This is a genomic window from Pseudochrobactrum sp. AO18b, assembly GCF_000409565.1.
Taxonomy (GTDB): Bacteria; Pseudomonadota; Alphaproteobacteria; order Rhizobiales; family Rhizobiaceae; genus Pseudochrobactrum; species Pseudochrobactrum saccharolyticum.
In genome coordinates this window covers 12,140-27,251 of the sequence record NZ_ANNO01000478.1, presented here as the reverse complement: position 1 = coordinate 27,251, position 15,112 = coordinate 12,140, and the positions used below count along the sequence as shown (strand labels likewise).

The 15,112-nt window shown below is 49.9% G+C and carries 9 protein-coding genes, 2 tRNA genes and 1 pseudogene; 6 read left to right on the top strand and 6 right to left on the bottom strand.

The genetic code is table 11. The features are described from left to right. Positions 1-349: 349 nt before the first annotated feature. Positions 350-2,722, top strand: a pseudogene (gene lon, locus A918_RS20985) (endopeptidase La); the annotation flags it as partial. An 18-nt stretch (positions 2,723-2,740) separates the two neighbouring features. Here the strand turns inward: lon and A918_RS21920 are convergent. The 3 genes from A918_RS21920 to A918_RS0117745 all read right to left on the bottom strand — a co-directional run bounded on the left by A918_RS21920 (position 2,741) and on the right by A918_RS0117745 (position 6,380). Continuing rightward, a complete protein-coding gene (locus A918_RS21920; RefSeq protein WP_156831479.1) occupies positions 2,741-3,307 on the bottom strand; it encodes a hypothetical protein in 567 nt (188 codons plus the stop codon). Between the two features lie 116 nt (positions 3,308-3,423). Then, positions 3,424-4,653: a metallochaperone AztD gene (locus A918_RS0117755; protein ID WP_022712347.1), complete on the bottom strand. Its 1,230-nt coding sequence runs from the start codon at positions 4,651-4,653 to the stop codon at positions 3,424-3,426. Positions 4,654-4,862: 209 nt separating this feature from the next. After that, entirely contained in the window at positions 4,863-6,380 is a 1,518-nt protein-coding gene (locus tag A918_RS0117745) for a VOC family protein (RefSeq protein ID WP_022712345.1), read from the bottom strand. Between the two features lie 461 nt (positions 6,381-6,841). On the opposite strand from A918_RS0117745, the gene A918_RS21205 reads away from it, so the two are divergent. Continuing rightward, on the top strand, positions 6,842-8,938 hold the full coding sequence (locus tag A918_RS21205) for a hypothetical protein (RefSeq protein WP_156831478.1): 2,097 nt from the start codon (positions 6,842-6,844) through the stop codon (positions 8,936-8,938). Positions 8,939-8,977: 39 nt separating this feature from the next. Further along, positions 8,978-9,892, top strand: a complete 915-nt coding sequence (locus A918_RS21410) for an autotransporter outer membrane beta-barrel domain-containing protein (RefSeq protein ID WP_051139088.1) — start codon at positions 8,978-8,980, stop codon at positions 9,890-9,892. A gap of 123 nt (positions 9,893-10,015) precedes the next feature. Here A918_RS21410 and A918_RS0117735 read toward each other — a convergent pair. The 3 genes from A918_RS0117735 to A918_RS21915 form a co-directional block, all read right to left on the bottom strand. Then, positions 10,016-10,091 (bottom strand) — tRNA-Lys (locus tag A918_RS0117735). A gap of 215 nt (positions 10,092-10,306) precedes the next feature. Continuing rightward, positions 10,307-10,382 (bottom strand) — tRNA-Lys (locus A918_RS0117730). A gap of 103 nt (positions 10,383-10,485) precedes the next feature. Beyond that, a complete protein-coding gene (locus tag A918_RS21915) occupies positions 10,486-10,731 on the bottom strand; it encodes a hypothetical protein (protein ID WP_156831477.1) in 246 nt (81 codons plus the stop codon). 122 nt (positions 10,732-10,853) lie between these two features. Here A918_RS21915 and A918_RS0117720 point away from each other — a divergent pair, with 122 nt between their 5' ends. From A918_RS0117720 to glmS, 3 genes are all read left to right on the top strand, one after another. Then, positions 10,854-11,600: a cytochrome c biogenesis CcdA family protein gene (locus A918_RS0117720; RefSeq protein WP_022712343.1), complete on the top strand. Its 747-nt coding sequence runs from the start codon at positions 10,854-10,856 to the stop codon at positions 11,598-11,600. A 206-nt stretch (positions 11,601-11,806) separates the two neighbouring features. Continuing rightward, positions 11,807-13,180, top strand: coding sequence for a bifunctional UDP-N-acetylglucosamine diphosphorylase/glucosamine-1-phosphate N-acetyltransferase GlmU (gene glmU / locus A918_RS0117715; RefSeq protein ID WP_022712342.1), 1,374 nt, complete (start codon positions 11,807-11,809; stop codon positions 13,178-13,180). A gap of 106 nt (positions 13,181-13,286) precedes the next feature. Next, complete coding sequence (gene glmS / locus A918_RS0117710) at positions 13,287-15,110, top strand: glutamine--fructose-6-phosphate transaminase (isomerizing) (RefSeq protein ID WP_022712341.1); 1,824 nt, start codon at positions 13,287-13,289, stop codon at positions 15,108-15,110. The last annotated feature ends 2 nt before the right edge of the window (positions 15,111-15,112 follow it).

Here is a 15,112-nt window from a genome sequence, read left to right as displayed (position 1 = left end):
GGGGTGTTTTTCGTTTGACGATAATGTGACTAGAGCTCACTTTCTCATATTTATGAGTTGAAATATCATATTTTATTGTGCTGGATTGTGGACGATAGGGGAAACACGGCGAAACCGGCACTTTAGCCGTTTCTTTAACCGTGAAACCGCTTTAAAAGATGGGTATGAAAATTGCATTTTGATCCGGTGGTCATAAATGCGCTGATTTATTCTGCTGTATGAAGCATAAACAGTGCTTGAAATAGCGGCAACGGGTGGCCAATTATACAGTCGATGCACGCAGTGATTTGCTGATGAAACGGGGGTCATTGTGTGGCGATCGGGTGGTTAACCCGGGAAAGGACTTAAAATGACGGATACAGAGTTGAAGACATCGGTGGGTGGTCAGGACGGGCTCTATGCCGTATTGCCATTGCGCGATATTGTTGTCTTCCCGCATATGATTGTGCCGCTTTTTGTCGGCCGCGAAAGATCAATCCGTGCGCTTGAAGAAGTGATGGGCGTTGATAAGCAGATCCTGCTTGCCACGCAGAAAAATGCTGCCGACGATGAGCCGGCCAATGACGCGATTTATGAAATCGGTACAGTTGCCAATGTGCTGCAGCTGCTGAAATTGCCGGACGGCACTGTAAAAGTGCTGGTTGAAGGTATTGCACGCGCCAAGATTTCCAAATTCAGCGACCGTGAAGATTATCACGAAGCCTATGCTGACATTCTTGAACTGCCGGAAGAAGAGCCGGTGGAAATCGAAGCGCTGTCCCGCTCGGTGATGAGCGACTTTGAAAATTATGTGAAGCTGAACAAGAAGATTTCGCCTGAAGTTGTCGGCGCGACCAGCCAGATCGACGATCATTCGAAACTGGCCGATACGGTAGCCTCGCATCTGGCGATCAAGATTGCTGAAAAGCAGGAAATGCTTTCGATCCTGTCGGTTCGTGAGCGTCTTGAAAAAGCTCTGGAATATATGGAATCCGAAATCTCGGTTCTTCAGGTTGAAAAGCGCATCCGCTCGCGTGTTAAACGCCAGATGGAAAAGACCCAGCGCGAATATTATCTGAACGAACAGATGAAGGCGATCCAGAAGGAACTGGGCGACGGTGAAGACGGCAAGGATGAACTGGCCGAGCTGGAAGAGCGCATTGCCAAGACCAAGCTGAGCAAGGAAGCTGCGGAAAAAGCGCAGGCTGAAATGAAAAAGCTGCGGTCGATGAGCCCGATGTCGGCGGAAGCCACAGTGGTGCGCAACTATCTCGACTGGCTGCTGTCCCTGCCGTGGAACAAGAAGTCCAAGGTCAAAACCGATCTGGCTTTTGCCGAGGAAGTGCTGGATACAGAACATTTCGGTCTGGACAAGGTCAAGGAACGTATTGTCGAGTATCTCGCGGTACAGTCACGCGCTGCCAAGATCAAAGGCCCGATCATCTGTCTCGTAGGCCCTCCGGGGGTTGGTAAAACCTCGCTGGCGCGCTCGATCGCCAAGGCAACCGGTCGTGAATATGTGCGTATGTCGCTTGGCGGCGTGCGTGATGAAGCTGAAATCCGCGGTCACCGCAGAACCTATATCGGCTCCATGCCGGGCAAGGTTGTGCAATCGATGAAGAAAGCCAAGAAGTCCAACCCGCTGTTCCTTCTCGATGAGATTGACAAGATGGGGCAGGATTTCCGCGGTGATCCGTCATCGGCTATGCTGGAAGTGCTGGATCCGGAACAGAATGCAACCTTCATGGATCATTATCTGGAGGTCGAATATGACCTGTCCAACGTAATGTTCGTGACGACTGCAAACTCGCTGAATATTCCGGGCCCTCTGCTTGACCGTATGGAGATCATCCGTATTGCCGGTTACACCGAGGATGAAAAACTTGAAATTGCCAAGCGGCATTTGCTGCCGAAGGCAATCAAGGAACATGCTTTGCAGCCGAATGAATTCTCGGTTGATGAAGCAGCCATTCTTGCTGTGATCCAGCACTACACCCGCGAAGCCGGTGTGCGTAGTCTTGAACGTGAAATGATGAAACTGGCGCGTAAAGCTGTCACGGAAATCGCACGTAAAAAGACCAAGTCGGTTCATGTGACCAAGGATAATATTTCTGATTATCTCGGCGTCATGAAGTTCCGTTACGGACAGATCGACGGTGAAGATCAGGTTGGTGTTGTTACCGGTCTGGCATGGACGGAAGTGGGCGGCGAATTGCTGACCATTGAAGGTGTGATGATGCCGGGTAAAGGTCGTATGACCGTGACTGGTAACCTGCGTGATGTGATGAAGGAATCCATTTCGGCTGCGGCATCCTATGTCCGCTCCCGTGCGGTGGATTTCGGCATCGAGCCTCCGCTGTTCGACAAGCGTGACATCCACGTGCACGTACCGGAAGGTGCGACACCGAAGGATGGCCCGTCTGCCGGTACAGCAATGGTAACGGCAATTGTTTCTGTGCTGACCGGTATTCCGGTACGCAAGGACGTTGCTATGACCGGTGAGGTTACATTGCGCGGTCGTGTTCTGCCAATCGGCGGCCTGAAGGAAAAACTGCTGGCAGCTTTGCGCGGCGGTATCAAGAAGGTGCTGATTCCGGAAGAAAACGCCAAGGATCTGGCCGAAATTCCGGACAATGTGAAAAACGCATTGGAAATCATTCCGGTCTCTTATGTCGGTGAGGTGCTTGAACATGCACTGATCCGCAAGCCGGAGCCGATCGAATGGGTTGAACCGGAAACGCCGTGGGGGGGGGGGGCTTTTTTAATTTGGATAGATCGGCAAAGTTACATTCCAGCGGTCTTGCGGGGCGGGTTGTCCGGTATCGGAGCAACCAACACTGATGCGTTTTACCTGATCCGCATCATCACGCCATGCTGTATCCAGTGGTAGCAGGCATTCAGGGACAATCACCTTGGCATTAACAACAGGAAATGCCCAATTGCTGTTCTGCTCTATGTTTTGATGATTGATAAAACGCGCGGCAACGGCGGCAATCTCATCAGGATTTTGCATTGTTGTATTTACCTGCCTTTGGTGTTCGGCAAAAATCGCATGGCACATACGCAGATTATCGAGGCCGAAACGCTGACGGCAATAGATGCGAATGTCATCAATACGAGCCAGCGACAGCTTTTCAAAAGCCTCAACATCACATTCCCCGCAAACAATCGGATTAACAAAGAAGAGTTGCAGAGAGGGTTGTTGCTTGACGAAAAACGTATAATCCGTGTCATGCTCGCGATATTTCACCTCAATGCCGGTGAACAGAGCCGCTGCCAGTAACAATGGCATCAGGCCGAGGGTGGCGAACAATGCGTTTTTTCTCATGAGAGAGTACCATTCTTGAAACAGATATCTCTGCCTTAAGCAGCGGGGATATGAATGGCAAATATAAAAAAGACCAGTATCAAACTGGTCATTTCTCCTTGGGAGGCTTTATATTTTTAATGCTCTGCGCCTGAGCCGCCGACAGCAACAATGCTGAATGGCTGATCGGCCAAAGGTATGGTGCGGTCTTCTTTAAAGCTTTCAATATCAATCAGGCGTACCAGACTATGGCGCGGATCGGTAATCGCGATGTGATCACCTGCAACGGCCAGACGCGGGCGCGGATCACGCCAGTGGCCGTCTTTGCTGTAAGGCTCGGTCACTTTCGCAGAACGGGTGATTGTACCGTCCAGAATATTGATGAGATGCAGCTGGCCGTCTTCCGTCAGCACATAGGCATTCTTCAGGCGGGCAGGGTCGAGCGCAAAATCCACACGACGGGTCGGCAGATCAATCAGGCGATAAGGCGTGTCGCTTTCCGGATCGATCAGCGCAATCTTATCCTCACCGTAATTGCCGAGAAAGAACTGCATCGCCTTGCTGCCGATGAGCGTGCTGACTTTGCCCTTTGGCAGATCAGCACCATAGGTCAGCATTTTCAGCTCGGCTTTTTTGTCTTTGGACGGGCTGGCAATCAGCACACCTTCTTCACAGCCGAAAGCTACAAGACTGGCCGAGAAGGCTTCGCCATGCAGGGCTGTGCAGGCTGCAACATCGCCGGTCTGCGTGCCGTCTGCCTCAAGAACACGCAGACCAAGGCGTGGCGGCAGGGCATCGGGCTTGGTTTCTGCTTCCAGATTTGGCACGGAAGCCAGATATTGATTGCCGAAAGGTACAATCACACCATGATGCGGTGCAGTTGCATCAATGATCTTTGCCTGCGGTTTGCCTTTCAGAATGTCCTGCTCAGACAGTTCATGGCCTTTGCCTTCCCGGTCGAAAAACAGCACAACACTGTCACCATGCATCACCGCATGAACCGGCCGTTTGCCTTCAAACTTCTCATCCAGCAAAGCTGTGTCCGAAACTTCCAGATCGCGATGGTCGCCATGATCGGAGAGGCTGATGCCGGTTTTAATGACATTCACCTGATCGGCATCGGATTGCACGGCGAATACAGTTTCACCGGATGCGCTCGCCGTCAGACCGGCATAGCCTTTGATATCAAATTTTCCGAGTTCTTTGCCGCTCTCCAGATCAATCGCCCGAACCACCGGTTTGGTATGATCGGCAATAAATAAACGCCAGACTTGCTTGTGTTCCTCATCTGCACCGGCATGACCGGCAATCAGTAGGGAACCTAATATGCCGAGCGCTGTTGCGCATTTTAGCTGTTTTAGCATCATAAACCTCAAGTCGAAATGTAATAACATAACGATTGATAGATACGTTTATCTGACATGTCTATGCCGCAAAAGAAATTATTGTAATTTTATAACATAAATAAAGCGGTCTGATTGAAACTTAATCGTCAGAGCCGCTCTATCTTTTTTATCCTCGCATTGTCCGACGCAAACCGCTTCGCACTTTGCTGGAAATGCTTTTATGGCTGCGTTTATAAATGCAGCCATTCCTTTGCACGGGTAATATCATCCTGCGAGAGCTGATGGCCTGCATTGAGCGTCTCTGCCGTTAAACTCGCGCCGTTCTTGCTGAGCCATGTATTCAGCCCTTCAGCATATTTGCCGTAAGGATCAGATTTGCCGGCCAGAGTCAGTACCTCTGTGCCGGACAGGTCAGCCTGCGGTACATCTTCCAGTACATGCATCGGGCGGCACAGAATAGCGCGGCGGATCAGTTTCGGGAAAAGTGCCATCACTGCAGCGGCAAAATTTGCACCATTGGAATAGCCGAGCACGGTGATATCTTCAGCTTTCAGGCCATAGGAGGCAATTGCCCCTTCAAAGAAGGCGTTAAATGCCTCGGCCTCAGAGTGGATATCCGCCTGATCGAACTGCGTGGCGCCAAAGCGGCGGAACCAGCGGGCAGTTCCTTCCTCATGGCTGCGTCCGCGCGCGCCGAGCAGGGTAGCGCGCGGGTTGATGCGATGCGCCATCGGCATCAGATCAGCTTCATTGCCGCCGGTACCGTGCAATAGCAGAATAACACTGCCATCGGGATTTTCCGGTGTGTAGAAGCGATGCACAAAGGGCAGGTCACGCATGGCAATTCTTTCCTCTCCGGGCATCGCAAATTGCGGCATTATTACTTTCAGATCCTGTGCGCGCTCCTGATTATGCGGTGGCACAAACAATGTTTCACCCAGATGCTCCGGTGTTTCATCAATGGTAAAACCGGGGCCGTCGGTTGCCAGCTCAATCAGCGTTCCGCCCGGTTCACGCACATAAAGAGAGGTGAAATATTTGCGGTCATGGAAATTGGTGATCGACGAATTGAGGCGTGACAGTTCTGCTTCAGCCGCTTTGACTGCATCGACATCTTTGGCACGAAATGCCACATGATCGGCAATGCCGGTTCCGGGAATGCCCGGCACAAAGCCGCTGACATTGCGAACATCCACGAAATCCGTATCGGAAACCATGCGCAGTACGGTTTCTTCACATTGACCTTCGCTATAACCGAAGCGCTTGATGAAAGCGGCGGTTTCTTCCTGCGTTTCGGTGAAAAGAGTAACGCTGTGCAGACGGGTGGGTGCAGAATTCCACTGATGTGCAGCCGGCATGTCATGACCGACCAGTTTGACGGTAACGCCATCCGGATCTTTGAGGCGTAATACCGGTTCACCGAATTCACGCTTTGGCCCTTCAACGCGAATTTGCCGGGACAGAGCGCGTGTCAGCCAGTCACCGATTGATTCCGGCGGGACTGCGAGTGCAATTTCCGCTACCTGACCATGGCCGACACGACCGCGCGCACCTTCTTCCCAGACAAGAAATGTAATCAATGAACCTGGTGAGCCAAGGGCGTCACCGTAAAACAGGTGAAGCTGCTCACCGTCTTCAAAGCCGCCGGTTTGCTTGACCAGACGCAACCCCAGAAAACCTGCATAAAAATCAATATTGGCCTGCACATTGCGGGTGATAAGGGTCACATGATGGATACCGGAGGTCATATTGGCCTTTCTGAGACTGATAAAGCAGAGAATGAAATCAATCTCTGCCGAACTGTTCTGTGTTTCGCATTATATTATCGTAGATTTGTATTTTTGTAATATGGGCAGGGTGAACACTGTATCAACACCGTTCAATTCCCGAAAAGTTGATTTATTTCACATGGCATAAAAAGACCCCGCATTGCAGAGCAATACGGGGCAGATATCGAGTAGGTATCATGAGGAGATCAACTTGGTGAAAATATCATCTGTTGACAGTCCAACTATACGCATGAGTGCATATTAAAATAGTCCAAGAACGGACTGGCAATTTGTTGTTATTTTAGCGTTCTGAATTTTATGGAACCATCGTAAGTGTGTGAAAATTACAACTTATGATATTGTTTGGGCGCGTACTGCACGTTACGTACTTTACTTTTTATGTCCTGATATAAGTATATTCACACATGATAAATGTGGAGATGCTTATGAAAGAGCTCTTATTAGCAAGTACAGTACTTAGCGGTGCATTTATTTTCAGTTCTGCTGCGAATGCTGCACCATGCGTAGCCAATGCGAACGGAACCTTTACCGTTAATAACGGCAATAATCAAAACGGATGTTCTGTATCATCTGTTCAAAATACAATTGGTAATACATCTTCAGGAAATGTCGGTTTTCTCATTTACAGTCAGAGACTTAATCGTGTTTTGACAATTGAGAATGATTTCACAACAACGGTTAAGGGAGCTGTAGGTATCTCAGTTTATGGTACGTCTCCTGATTTTATCTCAACATTTGATGCCTCCGGTAAAACAATTAATCTAACGCTTAAAAACACTGATGCAAACTCTGCTACGCCTGCAGGTGATAATGTTCCAAAAGGCGGCGTAGGGGTAAGCCATGGCGGTCTTTTAACCATTGGTACGTTAAATCTTACTATGGAGAATTTACCCGTCATCGGTAATGCATTTAGTTCTGCGGAGCATTATGGTGTTGTTACGGGTTCTTCTGTGAATGCAGCAGAGGGCACTGCTTTCAATGGTAAGAGGTCATCAGCAATCTTTGATAATTTGAATATCAAGATGCAATCCGGAGCAGTCGGTGGATTTTTGGGTGGTGGAAACCCACTATTAAACGGTATTCGCGCGATTCAGGGGGCAGGCGGAGGTGCAAATTCCGGAAACGGATCTGCAGGATATGTGGAAGTAAAAGGTAATCTGGCAATCGATATTGATGCGGCATCAAATGATGCTATCGGTATTTATGTATCAGGTTCAGAGCAAAACCGCAGGGTTCCGGAAGTCAGGCTAAACAACAGCAATATTAAAATTAAGAGTACATCCGGTCGTGCCAATGCAATCCGTCTGGGTAAAACTGCTAATGTTGGCACAGGTGAAGGCCGCCTGACCTCACTTGGTCACATGGAAATTGATACAACGGCTGCCGCCAACAGTTCCGCCATCGCTGTTATCTGGCAAGGGGCTGTTTTGGATGCCAATACCGATACTTCAAGTACGACCATTAAAGCAGGCCGTGAAGCCATTAGTATCAGCGGTAATTTCAACCAATCCAATGCACAGACCGACACGATGTTTAATAATCTTGTTGCGTCTACAACTTCAACAACGGCGAACCTTGTTGAAGTTGCAAGTAATCAGCAAAGTTATTTTCTGACTGTGCGTGGCACGGATAGTTTGCTGACAGCTGCCAGTGGCGGATATCTGCTTAATGTCGGCGGAACTGCTCTTGCCCCAAGTATGACCACATTCAATTTTTCAGAAGGTACAATGCTTGGCCTGGCCAATAAGGCAGCTGTATCAACTTTGAATCTGAATCTTGATAAGAAGGCAAAATGGGTTTTACAGGAGAAAACCGGTTCTGTGCCTTCAACGACAGCTGCATTCACCAAGCTAGATCTTAAAAATGCTTCCGAAGTTGTAGCTTACGGATCAGGCGGCGCTCCCGCTGCTTTTACATTGCAGGGAGACATCAACAGCATTGGCGGTATTCTCAACCTGTCGGATGATAAAACCGGCGATCAGCTGATTTTGCAGGGGCAATATATGGGCTCACAGGGGGCTGTTGCCCATCTGGATACATTCCTTGGCGCCAGCGGCTCAGCTTCTGATATGATTGTGAATGATGGTGGTTCAATTTCCGGACAGACCTTGCTGCGTATTAAAAATACAGGGACTGATCCTGATGGGGCAGATACTGAGCCGGGGCATGGCATTAAACTTGTAAATTCCATGAATGGTGGCACAACAACAGCTGATGCTTTTATGCTTGATGCAAGTGCAGCCAATGCCTATCAGTTTAATGGCAAGACTGTTGTTGGTGCCGGTGCCTATGCCTATTCCTTATATAAAGGCCCAAATATCAAATCCTCCTCCGTAGCTGATGACTATTCAGACAGTGAGATTGCGGATGACTGGTATTTACGTTCTCAGCTCGACAAGAAAGATCCAGTCGATCCGGTAGATCCAGTCGATCCGCAGTTTACACAAGGTGTGCCTGTCTATGAGGCTTATCCGCAGGTTCTGTTGGCTCTGAACGGCCTTCCGACCCTGCAGTAGCGCGTTGGCAATCGTTACTGGAGCAATGCCGGTAATATTATGATTGAGCAGGGCGCAGACGTGATCGGTACTCCGGCTGTTCCTGCGGTTGAAGCCGGAAGTTTTACCGAGCGCAATGGTATTTGGGGACGGATTGAAGGTCAGCACCTGAAGTCCAAACCGGCCGTCACTACATCAGGCACGCAATATGATGCTGACATCTTTAAAATGCAGGCCGGTCTTGATGGCGTTTTAACAGAGACTGACAATGGTCTGCTGATTGGCGGTATCACAGTTCATTATGGTCATGCATCGGCGGATACCCGTTCTGAACATGGTCTTGGTAAGATCTCGACAGACGGTTATGGTTTTGGCGGCACGCTGACCTGGTATGGAAATAACGGTTTCTATGTCGATACACAGGCACAGGCAACTTGGTATGACAGTGATCTGAGCACGAGAGGTGGAAGTGCTGTCTCTCTCGTCGATGGTAATAACGGCTTTGGTTATGCTTTATCTGCCGAAACCGGTAAACGGATTACGCTGAATGACCGCTGGTCGGTTACACCTCAGGCTCAGCTCGCTTATTCCAATGTCGATTTTGATAATTTTACCGATCAATATAATGGTGCTGTTTCCCTTCACAAGGGCGACAGTCTTCAGGGACGTATCGGTATTTCCGCAGATTATCAGAACTCCTGGTACAATGATAAAGGCATGATAAACCGTTCTTATGTCTACGGTATTGCCAATCTGTATTATGAATTCCTCGATGGCTCAGCAGTTGACGTATCGTCTGTGCGTTTTGCCAGCCGCAATGACCGTTTCTGGGGCGGAATTGGACTGGGTGGCAGCTATAATTGGGATAATGATAAATATTCCATCTATGGCGAGGGGTCGGTAAATACCAGTCTCAATAATTTCGGAGACAGCTACGCCTATAAAGGAACCATCGGACTTCGCGTTAAATGGTAACAAGTTTGAAGATCTTTTAAAAACATTGAAAGCCCTGGAGACATCCGGGGCTTTTTTATTCAGCAAGCATTTGATAATGCGAAGCGATTAAGGAAAATATCTGTAAGCTATTTGAGGAGAAAGTGGTGAGCGCGCACGGGTTCGAACCGTGGACCTACTGATTAAAAGTCAGTTGCTCTACCGGCTGAGCTACGCGCTCTTGCAATTTCTGAGACATGAAGTCTCTGTCAGGAGCATCTCGGTAATGCTCTGCAAGTGGGGCGATACATAAGGCGGTTTGGCGCCATCGTCAACACTAAAATCAGTGTTTAAATTCAAAATCTTAAGTTTATACACAAGACAGGTACAAAGACAGATTTAGAGAGCAGACAAACAAGCTGTTCAAATTTAAGAGGATTTTATAAGGGGAGAAAGTGGTGAGCGCGCACGGGTTCGAACCGTGGACCTACTGATTAAAAGTCAGTTGCTCTACCGGCTGAGCTACGCGCTCTTGCAATTTCTGAGACATGAAGTCTCTGTCAGGAGCATCTCGGTAATGCTCTGCAAGTGCGGCGATACATAGGTGCCGATATCGCGATCGTCAACACCAAAAATCATTGTTTTTGATGTGAAAGCGGATTTTTTGAAGTTTTTTCCGGTTTTTCCCCATGTTGAGGTGCGGAAATCGCGCTCATATCATGCATATTTGATGATTTTTGTGTTCTGAAGAAAAATACAGAGGGGCGATTCATGTCTCCGAATGAGATTCTTTTAAAGAATGATTCCGGCAAGCCATTGTTTGCATGGCTGATTCCTGAAAATTTACCGATATTCGCACCTGCAGTTCCTATCCGGAGCATTTCTGGCTATAAGACCCGCACGACTATAAGCAGCACCATGCCCGTGAGCTCGCACTGAATCAGCGGAGCAAGGCTGGTGGTTGCTGAAAGTCACGGATTTCGTAATTTGACAGGGAAATAATATGGCAATCGACATTTCTTATCTGACAGCTGTTGGTGCCGGTGCCTTATCTTTTCTCTCTCCCTGTGTTCTGCCGCTCGTGCCGCCTTATCTCTGTTATATGGCCGGTGTGAGTGTGGATGATTTCCGCAATGGCGGAGAGGCCTCGCAGGCCACACGCAACCGCATCCGGTTGCTGGTAACGTCATTTGCATTTGTTCTCGGCTTTACCACCGTATTTGTGGCGCTTGGTGCCGGTGCATCGTCAATCGGTCACTTTCTGCGTCAATGGCAGCAGGAAATGGCGATTGCCGCCGGTCTTGTTATTATTGTGATGGGGTTGAATTTTCTCGGACTGATCCGCATTCCGTTGCTGTCACGGGAAGCACGTTTTCAGGCAAATTCCGCACCGGCCACACCTTTGGGTGCCTATATTATGGGGCTGGCCTTCGCATTCGGCTGGACACCATGTATCGGGCCGGTCTTGGGGCCGATCCTGACGCTGGCAGGCTCCAAAGCCTCTGTGCTGGATGGTGCATCACTATTGGCTGTTTATTCGCTGGGGCTGGGCATTCCGTTTATGCTGGCGGCGCTGTTCTCCGGCCGTTTCATGCGGTTCCTGTCACGTTTCCGCGTGCATATGGGCAAGGTCGAAAAAGTAATGGGTATTTTGCTGGTGCTTGCCGGTATCCTGTTCCTCACCGGCGGTATGGAAGCTTTTGCTTTCTGGCTGCTTGAGACATTCCCTGTGCTGGGCAAGCTCGGCTAATCACGATACGTACCGGCTGTTTCTGAAAAGTGACCGGCACAACCATAAATCCTGAACAGGAAACTGTTTAAAAACAGAATAATACCGCGATTCATGCAAAATCATCGGCACCTTGCTTGTTTTGTGTAAATGAATCTATACGTTTTGCCTTTAAAGTGGTTCTGATAATTCAGACCTCTTTGCCAGTTATGAAACACGGAATTAATATGGCTTCCAGATCTTGCCTGACTATCATCCTCGCTGCCGGTGAGGGTACCCGCATGAAGTCTTCCATGTCCAAAGTCCTGCATGAGATTGCCGGTTTGCCGCTGGTGGGGCATGTGGTTAAGGCCGTGCAGGGAGCCAATGACGCAAAAAGCGATCAGGCTGATCTGGCCGTTGTTGTCGGTCGCGGCGCGGCGGATGTGCAGAAGGCTGTCGGTAAAATCAGCAATACAGCGCGTTTCTATGAGCAGACCGAGCGTCTGGGTACAGCGCACGCAGTGCTTGCTGCCCGCGATGCGCTGGCCGAAGCGCATGATGATGTGCTGGTCGTGTTTGGTGACACACCGCTGATTGAAGAAACCTCTTTGCGCGCTGCCCGTAACAAGCTGGCGGAAGGCGCGGATATTGTGGTGATGGGCTTCCGTCCGGAAAACCCGACCGGCTATGGCCGTCTGGTTGAAGAAGATGGCAAGCTGATTGCCATCGTTGAAGAAAAAGACGCGACGGACGAGCAACGTAAAATCACATTCTGCAATGGCGGGTTGATGGCGCTGAATGGCAAGCATGCGTTGCAGTTAATCTCTGCCGTGAAGAACGATAATTCCAAAGGCGAATATTATCTCACCGATGTGGTGAAGCTGGCATACGCGCAAGGCCTGAATGTTATTGCCATTGATGTGCCGGTTGAGAATGTCATCGGCATCAATAATCGTGCTGAACTGGCCGAGGCTGAAGCTCTGTGGCAGGCACGTAAACGCCGCGATGTAATGCTATCCGGCGTGACGCTGATTGCACCTGAAACGGTTTTCTTTGCGCATGATACGCTGATTGAGGCGGATGTGCTGATTGAGCCGAATGTGTTCTTTGGTCCAAAGGTGACCGTTGAGAGCGGCTCCGTTATCCATGCATTCTCGCATATTGAAGGCGCACATATTGGTGCCAATACCAGTGTGGGGCCGTTCGCACGCCTGCGTCCGGGTGCAAAACTGGCCGAGAAAGCCAAAGTCGGCAATTTCTGCGAAGTTAAAAATGCGGATATCGGCGCCGGTGCCAAGGTCAATCATCTGTCCTATATCGGCGATGCAACTGTGGGTGCGGAAACCAATATCGGAGCGGGTGTCATTACCTGCAATTATGACGGCTATAACAAGTTCAAAACCACGATTGGCAGCAATGCTTTTGTCGGTTCCAACTCTGCTCTGGTTGCACCGCTGACAATTGGTAACGGTGTTTATGTGGCTTCCGGCAGCGTGATTACCGATGAAGTTCCTGAAAATGCATTGGCTCTCGGCCGCGCCCGTCAGGTTAATAAAGAAGGCCGCGCAGAGATTTTGCGCGAAAAATATAAAGCCATTAAGGCAAATAAAAACAAATAATTATCATAAAATCATCATTTTTAAATTTAAAGTGATGATAGGAATTGTGTGGTCTTAAGGCCTATAGGTCAGACCTTAAAACAAAGACGCAACAGGAACAGACAGAATGTGCGGAATTATTGGTATTGTCGGCAATCAGCCGGTTGCTATGCGGCTTGTGGATGCGCTGAAGCGTCTGGAATATCGCGGTTATGATTCAGCCGGTATTGCCACTCTGGTGGACAATCAGATTGCCCGTAGCCGTGCGGAAGGCAAGCTGGTTAATCTGGAAAATCGTCTGGCAGCAGAGCCGCTGAGCGGCACAATCGGTATCGGCCACACACGCTGGGCAACGCATGGTGCGCCGACAGAGCGTAATGCTCATCCGCATGCGACTGAGCAGGTTGCGATTGTTCATAACGGCATTATCGAAAACTTTGCCGAACTGCGCACTGAGCTGGAAGCTGAAGGCGTAAAGTTCCAGAGCGATACAGATACTGAAACTGTGGCACAGCTCGTCGCCCGCAATATCCGTTCCGGGGACGCACCTGTTGAAGCCGTGCGTAAAGTGCTTGGCCGCCTGCGCGGTGCTTTTGCACTGGCTTTCCTGTTTACCGGCGAAAATGAAATGCTGGTTGCAGCGCGTCGCGGTTCACCGCTGGCCATCGGCTATGGCGAAGATGAAATGTTCCTAGGCTCCGATGCTATTGCACTGGCACCGTTCACCGATAAAATCAGCTATCTGGAAGATGGTGACTGGGCAGTTCTGACCCGCGACAGCGTAACCGTTTATGATGAGGGTAATCATCCGGTCACCCGTGTCGTGCAGCAATCCTCCGGCGCTGCCTATGTTGTCAATAAAGGCAATTACCGCCACTTCATGGAAAAAGAAGTCTATGAACAGCCGGAAGTGATTTCCCGCACACTGGCGCATTATCTGGATTTCTCATCCTCGTCGATCCGCACCTATGTCAATAATATCGACTGGTCAAAGATCAATCGCATGGCAATGTCTGCCTGCGGCACGGCTTATTATGCTGCAACCATCGGTAAATACTGGATGGAGCGCTATGCGCGTTTGCCGGTAGAAATCGATATTGCCTCGGAATTCCGCTACCGCGAAATGCCGCTTTCAACTGATACGCTGGCACTGTTTGTGTCGCAGTCCGGTGAAACTGCCGATACGCTGGCCTCGCTGCGCTATTGCCGCTCACAGGGACTGCCTATTGCCGCTGTGGTCAATGTGCGCGAATCCACCATTGCCCGCGAGTCCGATATTGTTCTGCCGACACTGGCAGGGCCGGAAATCGGCGTGGCATCGACCAAGGCTTTCACCTGTCAGCTTTCGGTTCTGGCCTCGCTGGCGCTGTCTGCTGCCAAAGCCCGCGGCACGATTACACCGGAAGAAGAGAAGCAGCTGGTCAGCGAGCTTGGCAATCTCTCCGGCGTGCTGCATGAAGCGCTGAAATTGGCACCAAAGGTCGAAGCAATCTGCCGCGATCTGATGAATGTCAAAGATGTGCTTTATCTCGGTCGCGGTACTTCCTATCCGCTGGCTCTTGAAGGCGCGCTGAAGCTCAAGGAAATCTCCTATATTCACGCAGAAGGCTATGCAGCCGGTGAGCTGAAGCACGGCCCGATTGCCCTGATCGATGAAACCATGCCGGTGATTGTGATTGCACCATTTGACCGTCTTTATGAAAAGACCGTGTCGAATATGCAGGAAGTGGCAGCCCGTGGCGGCCGCATCATTCTGATCACGGACAAGGAAGGTGCAAAACACGCCAATGTGGATGCGCATTCCGTGCTGATTATGCCGGATGTGCCGGAATTCATTGCACCTCTGGTTTATGCTCTGCCGATCCAGATGCTGGCTTATTATACTGCTGTGTTTATGGGTACAGATGTGGATCAGCCGCGCAATCTGGCGAAATCTGTGACTGTTGAATAAGC